Origin of the sequence: Rhizobium sp. OAE497 (assembly GCF_040546565.1) — a bacterium.
Taxonomy (GTDB): Bacteria; Pseudomonadota; Alphaproteobacteria; order Rhizobiales; family Rhizobiaceae; genus Rhizobium.
This window is the reverse complement of the sequence record NZ_JBEPOA010000003.1, coordinates 739,460-757,260: the sequence shown is the minus strand read 5'-3', so window position 1 is coordinate 757,260 and position 17,801 is coordinate 739,460. Positions and strand designations below refer to the sequence as shown.

Sequence of the window (17,801 nt, the reverse complement as noted above, 5' to 3'; positions counted from 1 at the left end):
CGGATAAGCTACGCTTGCAATGAGCCGCTCGTCGAAGCCGCGGACGCCGATCGAGACATGACCTGCGCTCTCAAAGATGTCGGCGCCCTTTCCAGGACAAATCTCGCCCGCCGCGGTCTCTGACCCAGCACAGGTAAAACGGCGTCAACTCGTCGCCAAAGTTTGCTCGCACGGGATCCGCCGGGCTGACGTTACCAGCGGTGATTGCCGGTGGTGTCCTGTCCACTTGTCAGACGCTCATCATGACGATCTTGCGCGCCGATACGCGATGCATTTGGCCATGCACGCGCGCCGACGCCGATCCTCACGACGCCACCATCCGTCGTCAAGACATCACGGGAGGGCCAAACATTTCGACAGGACGAGGGCCAAGCCATCGATCGTGAATGGCTTCGCCAGCTGAAATGCATCCTCGATGCCGGAGGCAGCCCTGGCGCTGTCATCGCCGCTTGCAAAGACAATCCGCACTGTTGGCCATCGCTCTCGGACACGTTTGGCCAGATCCGTCCCTGCCATCCCGGGAAGCCCGACATCAGTCAGCAAAATGTCGATCTGTTCCTCTTCTAGAACGGCGAGCGCATCTTCAGCCGAGCCGGCTTCATGAACGGTATGGCCGAGCTCGCTAATCATGTCGACGGTCGCCATCAGGATCAGCGGCTCATCTTCGACCACAAGGACCCTCGTCGCTCCCGCCTCTTGATCCGGTTCGCCGTGTACAGGCGTTTGCTCCTGCCGTTCGATCCGTTCGACAGCGATCAGGTGCTGGCGGGCATTACTAAGGACATGTCGTATTTTCCGAGCAAGAGCCTCGCGGGTATAGGGCTTTGACAGAAGTTCGACGCCGGCATCCAGCCGGCCACCGTGGACGATGGAATTTTCCGTGTATCCTGAGGTGTAAAGCACTGCCAGACTAGGCAACATTGCCTTTGCCTTGCGGGCGAGTTCTGTGCTGCGCATACGCCCCGGCATCACGACGTCGGTGAACAGCAAATCGATCGGCATCCCGCTATTGACGATGGCAAACGCCGACTGGGCGTCATGCGCCTTGAGAACGCGATACCCGAGATCGGTTAGAAGAGCGACGGAAGTCTCCCGCACAGCCTCGTCGTCTTCGACCACAAGAATGGTCTCAGTGCCTCCCTCAACCGGCATGGCACTCAGGTTCGCCACGCCGTCCTCGACCTGCATCGTTCGCGGCATATAGAGCTTGATCGTCGTACCATGACCGACTTCGGTGTAAATCTTGAGATGGCCACCAGATTGCTTCAGGAAGCCGTAAACCATGGATAATCCAAGGCCGCTTCCCTTGCCTTCTGACTTTGTGCTGAAGAACGGTTCAAGCACATGGTCGATGATATCATCGGCTATCCCCGATCCTGTATCTGTTACCGCCACCAGTACATATTGGCCGGGCCGGACGTCTTCCTGCGCACGGGCGTAATCGTCATCAAGCACCGCGTTCGCCGTTTCGATTGTCAGGCGTCCGCGCCCATCCATTGCATCTCTGGCATTGATTGCCAGATTGAGAATCGCGTTCTCAAGCTGACCCGGATCAATCAAGGTGTTCCACAAGCCACCAGAAACGATGGTCTCGAGCTCGACCTCCTCGCCCAGCGCGCGCCGCAGCATGTCGTCCATGTTCTGGATTAACTTGCGGCAGTTGATGACCTTCGGTTCAAGCGGCTGGCGGCGACCGAATGCCAGGAGTTGGGATGCCAATTTCGCGCCTCGGGCAACGCCGGACAAGGCGTTTTCCAGACGCTGCTGCGCCCTCGCGTTTCCGTCGACATCCTTGGAGAGGAGCTGAAGGTTTCCGCTTACAACCTGCAAGAGATTGTTGAAGTCGTGTGCAACACCGCCCGTGAGATTGCCAAGAGCCTCCATCTTTTGCGCCTGGCGCAACGCCATCTGCGCGGTTTCGCGTTCCACGGTTTCTTTTTCAAGCTGTAGCAGTGCGGTCCGAAGTTCGTGCGTACGCTGCTCAACCCGCTGTTCAAGAGTATGGTTGAGGCTCTGGAGCTGATCCTCCGCCCTCTTCTGGTGCGTTACGTCGAAGCCATCAACAAATATCCCTGTGACCTGGCCATCCGTCCCAACGATCGGCTGATAGATCAGGTTGATGAAACGTTCGTCCGGCTCCTTGTCGCCCTCTCGCTGCAAAAATACCTGCAGGTTCCGACCGATATAGGGCTTGCCCGACTGGAACACGCTATCCAGCAGCTCAATAAAGCCCTGTCCAGCAACCTCTGGAAGCGCGTCTTTGACACTCAAGCCGAGAAGCTGCCGGGGGCCAACCAGTTGCAGGTAAGCATCATTGACAAGTTCGAAGACGTGATCCGCTCCGCTTAAAATGCACATGAAGCTTGGCGCCTGCTGGAACAGCTCTCGCATCCGGTCTCTCTCGGCGGTGCGAAGCTCGACTTCCGACGACAGCTGGCGATTAAGCAGCTCAAGAGCGATTGCCGCCTGCTCCCTCATCTGAGCTGCCTCGCTGAGAGCTTCCGCTCGCCGGCGCTCGGTTTCGAAGGCTTCAGCGCTTGCCAGGCGAGACGCAATCTGCCCCGCGATCAGCTTCAGGAAATCGACATACTCGTCGCTGATCGCGCGGTGATAGTTGAGGCCGCTGATGAGTACGCCCTTGGGATTGTCCCCGCCCTGGCCGATCAGGGGAACGATAGCCGCCTTCTCGGGCGCCCTTGGCCATGGTCCGGATGGAACACTATCGGCTTCTGTCAGGTCAACCAGATCCACCACTTGATCTGTCCAAGCGCGTTTTAAATTCCAAAGCCCGGAACCGCCCGTGACGATGCAGGGCAACAAAGGATGGTCATCCGACCCGCCACTTATCCATTGCCGTCTGGCGTTGCCATGCTCATCGAAGAAATAAAGTGCACTGAACGGAAGATCCTGAAGATTTCCTGCGAGAGCGGAGAAGGACGCTTCGACGACCTCTCGCTGAGTGTCGGCAGCTGCAAGTCCCGAAGCCAGCGCTCGCATCGTCGAGATACGTCTTTCGCCGATGACCCTCTCGGTCTCCTCGGCCACCGCGCAGAACACACCCTCAACCTTGCCGCTGTCGCCAATTAACGGGCTGTAGGAGAACGTGTGATAGGTTTCTTCAGAATAACCGCTGCGTTCGAGCAGAAGCAACAAAGCGCGGTCCCAGGTCGACTGCCCGGTCTCATAAACGGTCTCCAGGCGCCCTTTGATATCGTCCCAGATTTCCGCCCAGAGAATTTTGGTGGGTACGGCAAGCGAATTGGGATGCTTGTTTCCAAGCGTTGGCCGGTAGGCATCATTATAGAAAAATGCGATCTCAGGTCCCCAGCCGAGCCACATCTCGAACTTCGACGTCAGCAATAACCGCAAGGCGACCTTCAGCGCTTCCGGCCATTGGTCGGGCGGTCCAAGCGAGCTGCTCGCCCAATCATGCTGGCGCATCATTCGCGCCATTTCGCCGTCACCGACGAATATGTCCGAGTATCGGTCAAGAGCTTGTGTATTCATCACATTTCCCGGCAGACTATTGCAGGACCGACTTAGGCCATTGATAACGCTTGTCCAGCCCGCTAGTTCTGAAGGCCAAGTTTTTTTGCAGGAAGAGATCTAAGATGGGTGAAGGGTCGCAGCCGGAATGGAGCGCGAATGAACTCAGGCTGGCGATCAAGTCGGCCGGCGTCGCACTCTGGAGCTGGATGGTGGATGATGACACGTTCGTTATGGATGCCAAGGCCTACGAGCTCTGGGACATCGCTGCAACAGAGCAACTTACCTTCGAACACCTTTCCGCCAAGGTCCATCCCGCCGACCGCGATCGGGTCAGAGCTGCCTTCGTAGCGACTCGTGCCATCGACGGTGCCTTTGAAATTGATTTCCGCATTCTAACCGATGCATCCGATGTCCGTTGGATTTCCGCTAGGGGCCAGGGGAACGACGGCGATGCCGCCACGAAGAAAATGACGGGCATCTTTCTGGACGTGACAGGTCGCAAGCAGGCCGAGGAGGGTCATGAGCTTCTCGCGGGCGAGATGAGCCATCGCGTGAAGAACTTGCTGGCCCTAGCAGCCGGTCTGACGAACATTACGTCGCGGTCCGCCGAGACCAAGGAGGAGATGGCAAAGCAGCTGACACAACGCCTGACTGCGCTTGGCCGAGCCCACGAGCTCGTTCGGCCTCTGCCGAATGGGCAGGGCAACGCGGCTCTGCTGGGGGATCTGTTCAGCGTAATCTTGGCGCCCTATGACGACGTCGGTGCCTTTGCGGGACGCATCCGTGTGGCTGTCCCGCGCATGGGCATCGGGGAAAAGGCCGCGACAAGCCTTGCCCTTGTCGTTCATGAGCTGGCAACAAATTCCCTAAAATACGGCGCGCTGTCGAATGATGCCGGCCTGCTGGACATATCCGGCCGCGTCAACGATGACGAGGTCGAAATCGTCTGGACGGAAAGCGGAGCCAATCGAACCTCGACACCGGTGTCGGCAGAGGGATATGGCAGCAGGCTCCTGCAGCGAACCATTTCCGGTCAACTTGCTGGTTCGATCGACTACAACTGGATAGAGGGAGGTGTCGTGGTAACGCTGAGAATGAGAGAAGCTCACCTCACGGTTTAGCCCGGCAGCCCCGTTCGCGTCCTTTTTGAAGATTGATCCGGATTCGTCGCTATCGGCTCGTGACGACTAGGCTGTCAGCGATACCACCAGCCGTCCCGCACGAACCATCGCTCGATCGCGCCAACGATCATTACAGATGTGCCGGCGAACCCAGCCCAACCTGGATTCGTGCCAGCGGCGCCTTAAGCTTCCAGACAATCAGCCCGTCGGTGAAACTCCATTCCGCCTGACCAGACAGAGCCGAGGGCACCAGCTTGGCGAGAACGAGAGCTCCGAAGCCCTCTTCTTGCGCGAGCAGATCAGCATAGGCCGCCGCCGGCTCGGACCAAACGAGTTCGAGAACATCCCCACTTTCAGAACCGATCAGGCACCATCTCACAGATATGCTTCCGGCATCCGTTACCCCGAAACGCATCGCATTCATGATCAGTTCGTGAAAGGCCATGCCGAGATTGAGAACGGCATTGGCATCCAGCACTATCTCGGGGCCGGCCACCTGGACTGGTTGCAGATCCTCAAAGGACTTGAGCTGATGCGTCACGAGATCAGCAAGGCTGACACCAGCCCAGTCAACATGGGAGAGCAGGTCATGAGAATGCGATAGCGCCATAATGCGCTCTCGAACTCGTTTCTCGAAATCTTCGATCGACCGCGAGCGTGTCGCCGTCTGCCTTATGACAGCAAGAACGACGGCATACTGATTTTTGACGCGATGATTGATTTCCCGCATGAGCAGGCGAAGCCGCCGGTCGGTCTCGCGCGTTTCTGAAATGTCCCGCGCGATACTCGATGCACCGACAAGTATACCGTCCCGGCTTTTGATCGGCGAGATTGTAATGGAAATCGGCACGATCCGTCCGTCTCGGGAGCGTCGCGTCGTTTGAAAGGGCTCTATCCGCTCCCCCAGCTTCAGCCGACGCAGAATATCGGCTTCCTCATCGCGCCTGTCATCGGGAATTATGAGATAAATCGGCTTTCCGATGGCCTCACTTTCCGTATAACCGAACATGCCTTCGGCAGCCTTGTTCCAGCTTACGATAATGCCTGAAAGATCCTTGCTGATGATGGCGTCGAACGACGATTCTACGATGGCTGCAAGGCGTTCTGCGCTGTGCTCTTCCATGGACGACCGATGACCTTTTATGAATTGCGCTACCGTGATTTAGGCAGTCGCCTGACAGATCAACCTCGCGAGCCATAAAAAAGTTCAATCAACGCATCGCGCCCGCACAAAAAAATCGCTTGGTTCTGCTCCACGTTCAGGCACGGTCGTAAGTAAATGAGGTGAGCAGTGTGGTCACGAAATTGCTTGCCCGTTCTTTGACGAGAACTTCCGTCCACTCATTCGTTCCTCTCAGCCTGAGATCGGTATGAATGCTGTCGACCGCGGCTTCTTCGATGCGCGCGATCTGTTCCTTGAAGTGGGACTCGCCGCCGGCTCGGTACATATCGCGGATGACCATCCGCAAGATCTCCTGAATAGCTATCTGCCAGGCCGTGTTGATTGCCTGAAGTTCGTTCGTGTCCGGTGCCATAGGTTGCCTTTCGGTTGATGGGCCAAGCATGACGCCGCGCGCTGATGGTCCGGGCGGGTCCGAAAACTAGGCCTGCCTTGCCTTGCGGTTGGCGTAACGCCGGTCGCGCTCAGCCTTTCGTGCGGCCTCGTCTTCGATCACCCGCGCGATGCGCGCGTTTTCGGCGGCTTCTTTCGCCTGGTTTTCGGCAACAGCTGCAGCCTCGAGTGCGGCCTGATGCGCTGCCATCTCGTTCCTGGTCCGCTCCTGTTCCTCAAGCTTGAGGCGCTCCCGTTCGACGCGCCGCTCTTCGCGCGCAGTCGCGACAGCCATTCGTTCGGCCTGCCTTTCGAGCTTGGAAGGTGCTGCCGCAGCCTGGGCTGCGCGATAGGCATTGAGAAGATCTGTCTTCGCGGCGGCGGATGCAGCCCGGCGATCGACGATGTCTGTATTCTTGGCGTTCTTCATTCTGGTCTCATGTCTCTTCGTAGAAAATCAGCGTGACTTCACACCTGCGGTGTTAACCGCGGTAGCCGCCATGCGCTCTTCAGACTCCTTGGCAAGACGGGCCTCCCTCAGCCTCTGCGTCTTTGCGTCCCTTGCCTGAGCGACGGCTTCCAGTTCCTCTGCCGCATGGTTCTTGGCGAAGAACTGGGCCTGCGTCTGCATGGCACTGAAGGCATTTTCAGCGCGCTGGCGGGACTTACTGTATGTTTCTGTCATTAGAACCTCGATCATCCGGCGCTCCGCCGAAAATAAAAAGGCCAGGCGTGACGCCCGGCCTCAACGAAACAGCTTCCGGCAGTGCCAGTACATCCGTGGTCAAAGGGAAGCATGTTTCAATTCACGCGGCCTGAAGATTGACGGCCGACATCTTGCCCGACTTCCTGTCGCGCTCCAGCTCGAAGCCGATCTTCTGGCCTTCGACCAGCTCGCGCATTCCCGCGCGCTCGACTGCCGAGATATGGACGAACGCGTCAGCGTCGCCATTGTCAGGCTGGATGAAGCCGAAGCCTTTGGTGGTGTTGAACCATTTTACGGTGCCAGTGGTCATGATAAACCCTTTCAAAGCATAGAGTGAAGAACTGCGAAGCCGATGCCGCGCAGGTGAAAACCGACTATTTTTGAAAGAAAAGTTCGCTTAGGGCGCGTTGCAAATCGCGCGGTGAACAAAGCTCGGCAAGCAAAAGATCGATGAACCAATAGATAGAGCAAGGAACGCATCGCGTCAACGTTTAGTTCTCGATTTAACTGCATTGCATCTTAAGATTGCATCAGTGGCAGCCATGCGAGCCGGCCGTGGCCGGGTGACAGTTCGTTTGAGCGTCTGCAATTCCGCTGGCTTGGCCGGGCGCCAAGTGCCCTTACAATGCTAGACGGTTCAAGGTGTGACGGTACGGCAATGATGATCAAGCATGACCTTCATGCGGAAGACTTACCCGGGGCTTATTCGCCCGATCCAGTGATGACCCAATCGTCATCTGATCTTCAGACGCAAGCGGGCTTGAAAGGCCATCGCCGTATCGCGGCGCCTGAGGCTGGCGCGGCTGGATCATGACAATGCGCCCCCGGGATGTGTCCCGCAGGTTTCGGCGCAACGCGATCGCAGACGATACCGTTACCTGCCGGCAGCAAACACAACATGTTCCGACCATCTCGGAGACACCTGGCTGGCGCAATTCCGCGCCAGCTCTTTCGTTGCAATCCTTTAACGCTCTCACCGTGGCCCGCCTGTCGCGACACGTGGCGATCTGGGCGTCGCAATGAGGGAATGAACGCTCTCTCAACGGCTTGACGTGTTTCGTGGCTGACTGCACCTCAGGATCCGTCCTGGCGGTCAAGTTCCTTGAGCGCTGACTGGATCTCGTCGATCGATACTGGTTCAGGCGTTCCGGGCAAGTGCCGGAGAGCCGGTTTCGAAACCACCGCGTAGAGATCTGAGGCCCAGGCCGCCAGGATGGTGCGCCTGTCATCGAGCGAAAGCGAGTGGGATCTTACGACATCCATCGGACGGGCGAGTTGCATGCCCTGCATCAATACCGCCGGTCCCATCGACACGACATTGTCGACTGCCTGCTGCAAGACTGTGTTCATCACGGCAACACCTCACTGAACATGCGGATCGCGATCGCCGCGCCTGCGCAATGCTGCAATCGCCGAGGCTTCGGGCGCCATCAGATCATGTTTCTCCGCAAATGCCGTGAACAGACCACGGGCGGTCTCGGCCTCGATCTCACCGCGAAGGACCGCTTGACACGCCTTCAGAGCAACGGAGTGAGCCGTATCTCTGAACGAGGCGGGCCACTCAGCAAGGTAGCGGTAAGCATCCATCGCGCCGCGTATTTCGGCGGGAAAGCCCAAGCCGACCAAGATCGTGATCGGCTGTCTAAACATATCGGGTTTCATTGTTCGTCTCCTTCCAAACCCTTTGCGTTGAGAGGCGCCACCGCGGTGGCGCCTGCTTTCCAAGCGGGCTTGATCACGCCGCCTTCTGCCCTTCGATCTGAGGGCGGCCGCGTGTGTTCGACGCAGGTGAACTCTCGATTGCAATCTTGCGCGGTTTCAGCGCCTCCGGGATTTCTCGAACAAGATCAATCGACAATAGACCATTGCTCAAATCGGCGCCGTCCACCCTGACATGGTCAGCAAGCTCGAAACGATGCTCAAAGGATCGGCCGGAGATCCCGCGATGAAGGTAGGCTTCGCCAGAGCCTTCCTGCTTCTTGCCAGTCACCGTCAGGAGATTTGACTGGAAGGTGATATCGAGATCGCCGTCTGCAAAGCCGGCAACCGCAATCGAGATACGGTAGCTGTCATCGCCGGTCTTGACGATATCATAAGGTGGCCAATCGCTCGTCGAGCGGGCGCGCTGGGCGTTTTCAAGAAGATCGAAAAGCCGGTCAAAGCCGACGGTCGATCGGAACAACGGTGCGTAGTCGTAAGATGTTGCCATAGCCATATCCTCCTTGAAGCAACATGGGTACGGGAGCGCTCTAAGTGGCGCCCCTAGCAAGGCCAGCTCCGTTCCAGCAGCTGGCGCCAAACGATTTGGTTTCAAGATTTGCGGTTTCAAGACCGGCAAAAAAGAAAATTTGCGATTTAAGGTTCCGCATGAGATTGGCTCTTCCCGGAATGCCCACCATCGGCAATTTATAGTTTCTGTGCGTGCGTCCCTGCGCCGCTGATGTGTCCGTCACGACCAATGCTAGAGAGCGTTGCGGCACTTAAGAGGGCCTTGTGCGGATTGTTTTAAAGGATGGTAGCGTCGAGCGAGCCTTGCGCCGCATTGGCAAAACATCGACCTCATCGTTGCCCTGGCGTACGAGCCGCTCTTCACGCTGCTCGATGTGCGAGGGAAGCCAGGGCGCGTCAAGATGGCAGGCTTTGAGGCGTCACTGCGCATTCACCGCGGTGCCGATGGTCTCTGAACTGCCCACAAGAACCGAGGTTTGCCAGCAGGGACGCGCATTCCATACAGGATTTCAGGACGACCAAAGCCAAGCAACGACCGATCGCTAGCGGGCCCGGCAGTTGGGTCGCACACGAGCTAGAATGAGCAGCAAAGCTCTTTCAGGGTCAGTTTAGCTTGAACTCGCCATCAACGCGCCGCCATTCGTTTGGCCCGACCAGCCTCTGATGGCTGTAACGGACCGAATGCAGCGCTCCATCGAGCGATGCCTCCCAGAAATGAAGGAACCTGCGCATCACCGGAAAGTCGGGAGCCTGATCATAGTCTTGCCAGACGTAGGTCTGCAGGACGGACACAAAGTCGGGGATACGATAGAGGATGTGTGCGGTGGTTAGCCCGTAACCATTGAGCTGGCGGTCCAGATCCGATGAAAACTGCATAGCGAAGCTCCATTTTTCTGCGTGATCATGGTGGCGCAAAACGGCGCTGCGATCAACGCACCTCACCCATAATCCATATTTTATCGTTAGATTTCATTTTGTTAGCAGCCACGTGGGGTGAGTGCTAATTTTTTGTCGCCACCTACTTGAAATCAAAAAATCTCGAAAATAAATTTTTCGCGCGAACGCTCGGGTTGAGGTTCGCACCCGCCCTGACTGTCATCCGGTCCGGTCCGGGTTCAACGTCATTATTTTTGCTCAATGGAGGAAAACATGTCGTTCCGACCGCTTCATGATCGCATTCTCGTGCGCCGCATCGAGAGCCAGGAAAAAACCAAAGGCGGCATCATCATACCCGATACCGCCAAGGAAAAACCCCAAGAGGGCGAGGTTGTTGCCGTCGGCGGCGGCGCGCGCAATGACGCGGGCGAGATTCAGGCGCTCGACGTCAAGGCGGGTGATCGCATCCTGTTTGGCAAATGGTCGGGTACCGAGATCAAGATCAACGGCGAAGACCTGCTGATCATGAAGGAAAGCGACGTTCTTGGCGTTATCGAGGCCGAGGTCGAACAGAAGAAAGCCGCCTGACCGCTGGCTGTCAGGCGAACGATATCAGTCAAAAAGCTGCCTATTGAAGGAGTGAAGACATGGCTGCGAAAGAAGTCAAATTCAATACCGATGCCCGTGAGCGCATGTTGCGTGGGGTCGATATTCTTGCCAACGCCGTCAAGGTGACGCTCGGCCCTAAAGGTCGCAATGTGGTTATCGACAAGTCCTACGGCGCCCCGCGCATTACCAAGGACGGCGTTTCGGTGGCCAAGGAAATCGAGCTCGAAGACAAGTTCGAGAACATGGGCGCACAGATGTTGCGCGAGGTGGCGTCGAAGACCAATGATCTGGCCGGCGACGGCACGACCACAGCAACAGTGCTTGCGCAGGCAATCGTCAAGGAAGGCGCCAAGGCTGTGGCGTCGGGTTTGAACCCGATGGATCTCAAGCGCGGCATCGATCTTGCCGTCGACGCCGTGGTCAAGGAGCTAAAGGTCAACGCCCGCAAAATCACCAGCAATTCCGAAATCGCTCAGGTCGGCACCATTTCTGCAAACGGCGACGCCGAGATCGGCCAGTACCTCGCCGAGGCGATGGAGAAAGTCGGCAATGAGGGCGTCATTACCGTCGAGGAGGCCAAGACCGCCGAGACCGAGCTCGAAGTGGTCGAAGGCATGCAGTTCGATCGCGGTTACCTCAGCCCGTATTTCGTCACCAATCAGGACAAGATGCGCGTCGAGCTGGAGGATCCCTATATCCTCATCCATGAGAAGAAGCTCTCGAATCTACAGGCTCTCCTGCCAGTCCTGGAAGCGGTCGTTCAGTCCGGCAAACCGTTGCTGATCATTGCCGAAGACGTCGAAGGCGAGGCACTTGCGACACTCGTCGTCAACAAGCTGCGTGGCGGGCTCAAAATTGCTGCCGTCAAGGCGCCAGGCTTTGGCGATCGCCGCAAGGCGATGCTTGAAGACATTGCCATCCTCACAGGCGGCACTGTCATTTCCGAAGACCTCGGCATCAAGCTTGAAAACGTCACGCTCGACATGCTCGGCCGAGCCAAGAAGGTCGCGATCGAGAAGGAAAACACGACCATCATCGATGGCGTCGGCTCGAAGTCCGAGATCGATGGCCGCGTCGCCCAGATCCGCGCGCAGATCGAGGAGACGACATCCGATTATGACCGCGAAAAGCTGCAGGAGCGCCTGGCAAAACTCGCGGGTGGCGTCGCTGTCATCCGTGTCGGAGGCTCGACGGAGGTCGAGGTGAAGGAAAAGAAGGACCGAGTGGACGATGCCTTACATGCAACGCGCGCGGCGGTCGAGGAAGGCATTCTGCCCGGCGGCGGCGTTGCGCTGCTGCGCGCGGCAAAGGCGCTTGAGGGTCTGCCCACGGCCAACGACGATCAGCGGGTCGGGATTGACATCGTTCGCCGGGCGATCGAGGCCCCCGTACGGCAGATAGCCGAAAACGCCGGTGCCGAAGGCTCGATCGTGGTCGGCAAGCTGCGTGAAAAGAACGAGCCGTCGTTCGGTTGGAACGCTCAAACCGGCGATTATGGCGACCTTTACGCGCAAGGTGTCATCGACCCCGCCAAGGTTGTTCGCACCGCACTCCAGGATGCGGCTTCGGTTGCAGGACTTCTGGTAACAACAGAAGCGATGATCGCTGAAAAGCCCAGAAAGGAAGCCGCGCCTGCTCTGCCCGCCGGTGGCGGCATGGATTTCTAGTCTCCAAAGGCCAGCCCGCCCCTTCCCAGGGGCGGGTACTAGCGAGCGGTTGTCATGATAGAACCGATTTCAAGAGACGATGCACGTCTATGCGCCGGGGTGGTCAGGGAGGTCGTCCGTGCAAAGGGCATCGCAAATGACCCGGGTGCCGTTGCAAAGCTAACGGTTGCCGTCGCCCGACTTTTCAACAAAGGGCTTCGCGAGCGCGATCAGCTCATGGCTGCGGCCATGGAAGCAGACCAAGCTGTATAGGGCAAAGCTCCGAGCCGGCAGCGCTAGCCGCCGGCTCGGGCATTGGTGGTACCGCCTATCCGGATCGATCCCGAACGGGTTTACATCATGACCATATCCCCGAACCGGAAATCGGCGCGCTTCCTCCTCGTCAGATACGCCGGCGCGGACCAATGTGGATGCCGCTCCGCGCAAAAGCGATAGCCGGCTGGCTTCTGCGACCGAGACGAGCGCCGCAGCGTTTTCGCCAATATGGTGGGTCGCCGAGTTCCTGAAACGCTCTATACCCTTGTCGATCAGCAGTCGATGTAAGCCGAAAGCGCTTCCGGTGATCCGTCCGGAAAGGCTTCCCTCAGGTGATCGAGGAACGCTGAGACGCGCGCGCTAAGCAGTCGTCTCGAAGGATAAAGAGCCCAAAGCCTGATATCCGATCCTTGCACATCGCCCCATAACGAGAGCCTCCCAGCGGCAATATCGCCGCTTACCAGCGAAATCGGCAGGCGGGCAGCACCCACGCCCATTCGCACAGCATCGCGCACATTCAACAAAGACGTCAGTCCAAGGATCGGCTCCGCACCTATCGTAAATGCCGAACCGTTGCGGTTCACGTGCCAAGTATCAGGCGGCCCCGGCGGGCCGCGCACGACCACAGGCACGTTGGTGCCTTCCGGTGGCACTTGCAGCGACAACGGCGCGACGATGACAAGCCGGTCGCGAAGGAAGGCCCTGCCGACGAGGGCGTTGTCCGCGTCCGGGTTTACCCGAATGACCAGATCATAGCCCTCCTCAACCATGTCCACTGCCCGGTCTTCGGTCGTGACGTCGAGCCGCACATCGGGATATTGCAGCGCAAAACTCGATGCCAGCTTTCCCATCGCCGTCTGGGAAAACAGCAACGGAGCGCTGATCCGCAGCCTCCCGCGCGGTCGCTCGCCCCCAGCTGCAATTGCCGACGCCGTCTCGTCCAATTCCATGAGAAGTGCCCCGGCACGGTGGTGCAGTGCCCTCCCCTCCTCCGTGAGCTTCAGCGCCCTTGCACCACGTTCAACAAGGCGCAGTCCGAGGCTGGCTTCGAGGTCGCTGACGCGTCGCGAGAGCGTTGCTTTGGGGCGTCCGGTCGCGCGCGCTGCGCGACCAAAACCGCCATGCCTGGCAACAAGAACGAAATCGGCAAGCCCGAGAAGATCCATCAGCTGTTCCACCTGCGAGACATTTGGTCCAAAATTCCCGTCTAGTGGGCCATCAGTGATCCATTCATATTCGGGTTGTCAACAACGCAAGGAGAACTTCCATGACAATCCTCGTAATCGGTGCAACGGGTCGCGTCGGTCGGCATGTCGTCAATCAGCTCGTGGCTCGCAAAGCCACCGTCAGGGTTCTCACCCGTGACGCGTCAAAGGCCGACTTTCCAATGGAGGTCGAAGTCGCAGAAGGCGAGATTCTCGACCTCGACGCTCTTCGCAACGCTTTTAAGGGCGTGCGAACGTTGTTCCTCCTGAACGCGGTCACCGGCGACGAATTCACCCAGGCGATCATCACACTGAACATCGCCAGAGAAGCCGGTGTCGAACGCGTCGTCTATTTGTCGGTCTTCGACGCGCATCGCGCCGTGAATGTCCCGCACTTCGCGGTGAAGGCCGGCGCCGAGCAAATGTTGAAAGAGATGGGTTTCAGCGCGACGATCCTGCGCCCAAGCTACTTCATCGACAATGAGATCATGATCAAGGACGTTGTCATCAACCACAGCGTCTATCCAATGCCGATCGGGTCAAAGGGCGTTGCGATGGTCGACGCGCGCGATATCGCCGAGGTGGCAGCCATCGAACTCATCCGTCGCGACCTGGCAACCGGCAAGCTTCCACTGGTGACGATCAATCTGGTCGGACCGGACACGCTCACCGGCCAAAGTGTTGCCGATATCTGGTCCGACGTTCTCGGCCGGCCTATCGTCTACGGCGGCGACGACCCGAGCGGCTTCGAGCAGACCATGGCCACATTCATGCCGAAATGGACCGCCTATGAAATGCGGCTTATGGCCGAACGCTACGTGAGCCACGGCATGATCCCTGAACAAGGTGACGTGGAGCGGCTGGTAACGATGCTCGGGCGACCGCTGCACGGCTATCGTGAGACGGCAACATCGCTGGCAGCCATGCATTGAGAGCTGATTGGGGGTCGGCCTGTCGAAATGCAGCTTTTGAAGTAGCTGCATTTCGCCTGCTGGAGCGCAGCCGCAGTGACGCTCCGAACGACTGCCCGCAACCGCTGGCGCCTCAAGGCTCAAGGCTCAAGGCTCAAGGCTCAAGGCTCAAGGCTCAAGAAATCAGCCGATCCAATGCAACTTGCGGCGCGCTTGCGGGTTTGCTGGCGTTTTTGGCCGCGTGGAGCCAAACACCGCATGCGCCGTTTTTTGGCCGAGACGCTTATGTCTCTGAGGAGAATTTCAAATGGGTAGCACCAGCGACAAGATTTCTGGCAAGGCAAACGAGCTGGCAGGCCAGGCCAAGCAGGCTGTCGGAAAAGCCATCAACGACAGGGAAATGCAGGCCAAGGGTCTTGCGCAGGAAGCCAACGGCGATGCGCAGCAGGCGAAGGGTCAGGCGAAGGATGCTGTGAAGAACATCGTCGATCGCGCCTGATTTTGAAGGCTCGACGCGGTTAGAGGCGCGCCAAGTGGCGCGCCTTTTTGTTGTCTACTTTTTGATTGCATCGCGGCCCGCGAAGATCCCCGTCACAAAACGATCAGCGCAAGTGACCCAGAGCTTCCTCTCTATGCGGCAGCCTACACTGACGACGGCCATTGACACCCGCGATTAGAAGTGACGACCGCAATTGTAGCAGTCGGAAGTGCAAATTCAGGGTGTGTGATCGACCGCGATGCCGCATGCTTGCCGCGGAGACCGGCAGGGCTGGCCTCGCGTGCCTCAGCGGGGAACGCCATGTCGGCATCGACAGCCGGACTTACTACTTCATCGAGACGAGGCAGGTAGCTTGATCATCATCGCGAACCGTTGAACTTTGTTCGGCCCGCTGTCTTTCATCCTCTTTGACACGGAGTTCTGGCAGCCACCCTGCCAATATGCGTGAGGAGGCAGGGATGCGCCGCACTCCTGCTATCGAGTTCACCCGCTTGCTGAACTGCCACATCGCCTTTCGATCCTCCCAGATAATCTGTGACCCTTCCCGATCCCAACTGACGATCTGCGTGGCTTCCCTGCCCGAAGTGCCACACCGCCAGGTCAAGCTCGCGCAGCGCACCTGCTACCCTCGACAAAAGTTTAACCGTTGTCTCGGCTCACAAGATCGCCAGCCAAAGCTTTGTTTAGGTCGAGCACGAGATCGATATTGACTCTCGACGCCATCGGAACATAATAGGAACAATCTTGGCGATGCGGCCGCCTACCTCACAATTCGAACTACGGAGAACGAGCATGTTTGCGCGATCGATAGACCATGCCGCTGCACAGGATAACGGTGTCGATATGTATATGACACCCGCTGGCGAGGTGAGCGCAGCCGATGTCCACCCCGACCTCATTCGGATGGTTGGCACGCGTGCGATCAGCAGTCTGCGTTTTGCCGTGGCTTGCGCCTATGCGATGCCCGACGCTGGGCCGTATGGCGAAATAGAAGTGGCGATTGACGAAGCGGCTAAGCAGGCTTGCGGCGGCCACCGGCTTTATAACCCGGACCGGTTCTCGAAGGCAGCTTGGTTTCCGTGGCAAGGCGACATCGATGACGCTATCGGCGGCGCCTACGTTCGGATCAGAGCGCATCAGGCCAACCAGGAACCTGTTTGATGTCTCATGTTATAAAAAATCCGCCAAGGCCGTCCGCTTCCGACGAGTCCGCCGCGGCTCACGCTTGGCTTGACGGCGACGCAATAGCAGCTATCCAGGCGCTGCTCGATAACTGTTGGCATCTGCGCATTCAATCGACCCTTGCGGGGGCCGCAACGGGCAGGGGCTTTGCTCGCTTGTCTGGGCCTGCCTGCGAGCACGGGGATTGACGTGCTCGACAAACCGCAACCTAAGACGCAGTTTCGCAAGGCTTTCGACGAATGGTGGAACGCCCAGACACCCGAATTCAGGGAACGCACGGACGTCCACGCAGCCTGGACCATCTTCCAGGCGGGCTACACGGCTGGCAAACGCAAGAACCTGAAGCGGTACATATTCCGGGTCGGCAAATTCCGGATCACTCGCTGGGCTGAAAGCGTTACCGCAGCCAAAGAGGAAGCGATCATCGAAGCTGACTACCGCGTTGCGATGAGAGGTGGAAAGCCCCCTGCCGGCGGCTGGCGCCTGGAGCGGCTCGGTGCCTCGTAATGGCGCCTACTGGCTGTCTGAATATGCCGGCCGGATTGTCGAGTTCCTTTGCATCAAATGCGAAAGGGCCGGAGCGGCATCGGCAGACGATCTTCTGGCCGAATTCGGCGATCAGAGCATGCCGAACCTTCGTTACCATCTGGCTTCGCGGTTCGGCTGCACGCGCGGACCGAACGCGCCGATCAATGAAACCTGCAAGCTCTCGTATGCTGGAGCCGGCACAGTCATGCTGAAGGAAGAGCCGAAGGCCGATGATGACAGGACGATCGGCGAGCTGGCAGAGTACAACACCATTTTTGCTCAGTGCTCGGCATGCAAACGCCGCAAGCCGGTGAGTCGCTGGGAGATCCAGCGAAGGTACGGGAAGGATGTCACCATGGGAGCGCTCGCGAAAGCCATGCGCTGCAAGTGCGGAAAGAAGGGCGCGAGCCTTTACCTGGGGAATATGTCGAGATGAGCGACACCGGCAGACCCAGGCAGTAATCTGCGCCGAACAAGCGCTTCAGTTGCGGAGCCCGCCGCGCTCGAAAGCGGGGGTTCAGCGGGCTCCTACCGCAATGCGGCCAAACCAATAAGCAGCTTGTTGATGAGTCGTTCAAAACCGGAACCTCCCCCTTCCACACTCGCACGACGACAGGCTTAAGGCGGCATGAATAGTGTACCGTTTAGGAATGCTTGCCGCCGCGATGATGTAGTTCGTCGGCTAAACAAGGCGGGATAGCCGATGTTTGCTCGCTGCTCTGCTGACTATGCCGTGAGCTACCCGGTCCGTTACCTTCCGCTTGCCAGGCTGCCCAAGTGCCGCCTGGTGCGCCGTCAATATCCAATTGAAGGCGCGCGAAATCACATAGGCCCTTTGGCTTAAGCCACCAATGGAACAATTTTCACGGTGGAAAGGTGTGCATGCTGAGGGCAAGGAACGTTACGCGACCCCTGCGGATGCGGTAGGACCCAGAAGATCCGAGGTGTTTTTCGGATCTTTGCTATCCTGTC

Annotated in this window: 19 protein-coding genes and 1 pseudogene; 8 read left to right on the top strand and 12 right to left on the bottom strand. The window is 58.2% G+C overall.

Translation table 11 applies throughout. The annotated features are described in order from the left end of the window. Positions 1 to 333: 333 nt before the first annotated feature. Positions 334 to 3,453 (bottom strand): response regulator, encoded by a 3,120-nt coding sequence (locus ABIE40_RS30340; RefSeq protein WP_148194624.1) that lies wholly within the window; start codon positions 3,451 to 3,453, stop codon positions 334 to 336. Between the two features lie 158 nt (positions 3,454 to 3,611). Between ABIE40_RS30340 and ABIE40_RS30335 the strand changes: the two genes are divergently transcribed. Next, positions 3,612 to 4,610 carry a sensor histidine kinase gene (locus tag ABIE40_RS30335; RefSeq protein ID WP_112719000.1) on the top strand — a complete coding sequence of 333 codons (999 nt, stop codon included), beginning with the start codon at positions 3,612 to 3,614 and terminating at the stop codon, positions 4,608 to 4,610. A gap of 130 nt (positions 4,611 to 4,740) precedes the next feature. Here the strand turns inward: ABIE40_RS30335 and ABIE40_RS30330 are convergent, their stop codons facing one another. The 10 genes and pseudogenes from ABIE40_RS30330 to ABIE40_RS30290 all read right to left on the bottom strand — a co-directional run bounded on the left by ABIE40_RS30330 (position 4,741) and on the right by ABIE40_RS30290 (position 9,973). Further along, positions 4,741 to 5,733: a sensor histidine kinase gene (locus ABIE40_RS30330; protein ID WP_112719001.1), complete on the bottom strand. Its 993-nt coding sequence runs from the start codon at positions 5,731 to 5,733 to the stop codon at positions 4,741 to 4,743. Between the two features lie 136 nt (positions 5,734 to 5,869). After that, the gene (locus tag ABIE40_RS30325) at positions 5,870 to 6,145 is read right to left on the bottom strand and encodes a hypothetical protein (RefSeq protein ID WP_112719002.1); all 276 of its coding nucleotides are present in this window, start codon (positions 6,143 to 6,145) and stop codon (positions 5,870 to 5,872) included. Positions 6,146 to 6,211: 66 nt separating this feature from the next. Then, the gene (locus ABIE40_RS30320) at positions 6,212 to 6,592 is read right to left on the bottom strand and encodes a DUF6481 family protein (RefSeq protein ID WP_112719003.1); all 381 of its coding nucleotides are present in this window, start codon (positions 6,590 to 6,592) and stop codon (positions 6,212 to 6,214) included. A 27-nt stretch (positions 6,593 to 6,619) separates the two neighbouring features. After that, positions 6,620 to 6,847 carry a hypothetical protein gene (locus tag ABIE40_RS30315; protein ID WP_112719053.1) on the bottom strand — a complete coding sequence of 76 codons (228 nt, stop codon included), beginning with the start codon at positions 6,845 to 6,847 and terminating at the stop codon, positions 6,620 to 6,622. Between the two features lie 121 nt (positions 6,848 to 6,968). Next, complete coding sequence (locus ABIE40_RS30310; RefSeq protein ID WP_162708743.1) at positions 6,969 to 7,178, bottom strand: cold-shock protein; 210 nt, start codon at positions 7,176 to 7,178, stop codon at positions 6,969 to 6,971. 764 nt (positions 7,179 to 7,942) lie between these two features. Next, positions 7,943 to 8,218, bottom strand: a complete 276-nt coding sequence (locus ABIE40_RS30305; RefSeq protein WP_210341253.1) for a hypothetical protein — start codon at positions 8,216 to 8,218, stop codon at positions 7,943 to 7,945. Between the two features lie 12 nt (positions 8,219 to 8,230). Next, on the bottom strand, positions 8,231 to 8,530 hold the full coding sequence (locus ABIE40_RS30300) for a DUF982 domain-containing protein (RefSeq protein WP_148194588.1): 300 nt from the start codon (positions 8,528 to 8,530) through the stop codon (positions 8,231 to 8,233). Between the two features lie 73 nt (positions 8,531 to 8,603). Beyond that, positions 8,604 to 9,077: an Hsp20 family protein gene (locus ABIE40_RS30295; protein ID WP_148194587.1), complete on the bottom strand. Its 474-nt coding sequence runs from the start codon at positions 9,075 to 9,077 to the stop codon at positions 8,604 to 8,606. A gap of 299 nt (positions 9,078 to 9,376) precedes the next feature. Then, positions 9,377 to 9,564 (bottom strand): annotated as a pseudogene (locus ABIE40_RS31115) (hypothetical protein); the annotation flags it as partial. A gap of 136 nt (positions 9,565 to 9,700) precedes the next feature. Next, the gene (locus ABIE40_RS30290) at positions 9,701 to 9,973 is read right to left on the bottom strand and encodes an usg protein (protein WP_199629739.1); all 273 of its coding nucleotides are present in this window, start codon (positions 9,971 to 9,973) and stop codon (positions 9,701 to 9,703) included. 273 nt (positions 9,974 to 10,246) lie between these two features. Between ABIE40_RS30290 and groES the strand changes: the two genes are divergently transcribed. Both groES and groL read left to right on the top strand, forming a co-directional pair. Beyond that, positions 10,247 to 10,561, top strand: coding sequence for a co-chaperone GroES (gene groES, locus ABIE40_RS30285; RefSeq protein ID WP_112719009.1), 315 nt, complete (start codon positions 10,247 to 10,249; stop codon positions 10,559 to 10,561). A gap of 59 nt (positions 10,562 to 10,620) precedes the next feature. After that, positions 10,621 to 12,249 (top strand): chaperonin GroEL, encoded by a 1,629-nt coding sequence (gene groL / locus ABIE40_RS30280; protein ID WP_199629740.1) that lies wholly within the window; start codon positions 10,621 to 10,623, stop codon positions 12,247 to 12,249. A 527-nt stretch (positions 12,250 to 12,776) separates the two neighbouring features. Here the strand turns inward: groL and ABIE40_RS30275 are convergent. Continuing rightward, complete coding sequence (locus ABIE40_RS30275) at positions 12,777 to 13,670, bottom strand: LysR family transcriptional regulator (RefSeq protein WP_199629741.1); 894 nt, start codon at positions 13,668 to 13,670, stop codon at positions 12,777 to 12,779. A 101-nt stretch (positions 13,671 to 13,771) separates the two neighbouring features. Between ABIE40_RS30275 and ABIE40_RS30270 the strand changes: the two genes are divergently transcribed. The 5 genes from ABIE40_RS30270 (at position 13,772) to ABIE40_RS30250 (ending at position 17,265) form a co-directional block, all read left to right on the top strand. Beyond that, positions 13,772 to 14,641, top strand: coding sequence for an SDR family oxidoreductase (locus tag ABIE40_RS30270; RefSeq protein WP_199629742.1), 870 nt, complete (start codon positions 13,772 to 13,774; stop codon positions 14,639 to 14,641). A 286-nt stretch (positions 14,642 to 14,927) separates the two neighbouring features. After that, positions 14,928 to 15,119 carry a CsbD family protein gene (locus ABIE40_RS30265; protein ID WP_199629743.1) on the top strand — a complete coding sequence of 64 codons (192 nt, stop codon included), beginning with the start codon at positions 14,928 to 14,930 and terminating at the stop codon, positions 15,117 to 15,119. Positions 15,120 to 15,911: 792 nt separating this feature from the next. Further along, positions 15,912 to 16,280: a hypothetical protein gene (locus tag ABIE40_RS30260; RefSeq protein ID WP_199629744.1), complete on the top strand. Its 369-nt coding sequence runs from the start codon at positions 15,912 to 15,914 to the stop codon at positions 16,278 to 16,280. A gap of 210 nt (positions 16,281 to 16,490) precedes the next feature. Then, positions 16,491 to 16,808, top strand: a complete 318-nt coding sequence (locus ABIE40_RS30255; RefSeq protein ID WP_199629745.1) for a hypothetical protein — start codon at positions 16,491 to 16,493, stop codon at positions 16,806 to 16,808. After that, positions 16,798 to 17,265 carry a hypothetical protein gene (locus ABIE40_RS30250; protein WP_199629746.1) on the top strand — a complete coding sequence of 156 codons (468 nt, stop codon included), beginning with the start codon at positions 16,798 to 16,800 and terminating at the stop codon, positions 17,263 to 17,265. Before ABIE40_RS30255 ends, ABIE40_RS30250 begins: the two co-directional genes overlap by 11 nt. The last annotated feature ends 536 nt before the right edge of the window (positions 17,266 to 17,801 follow it).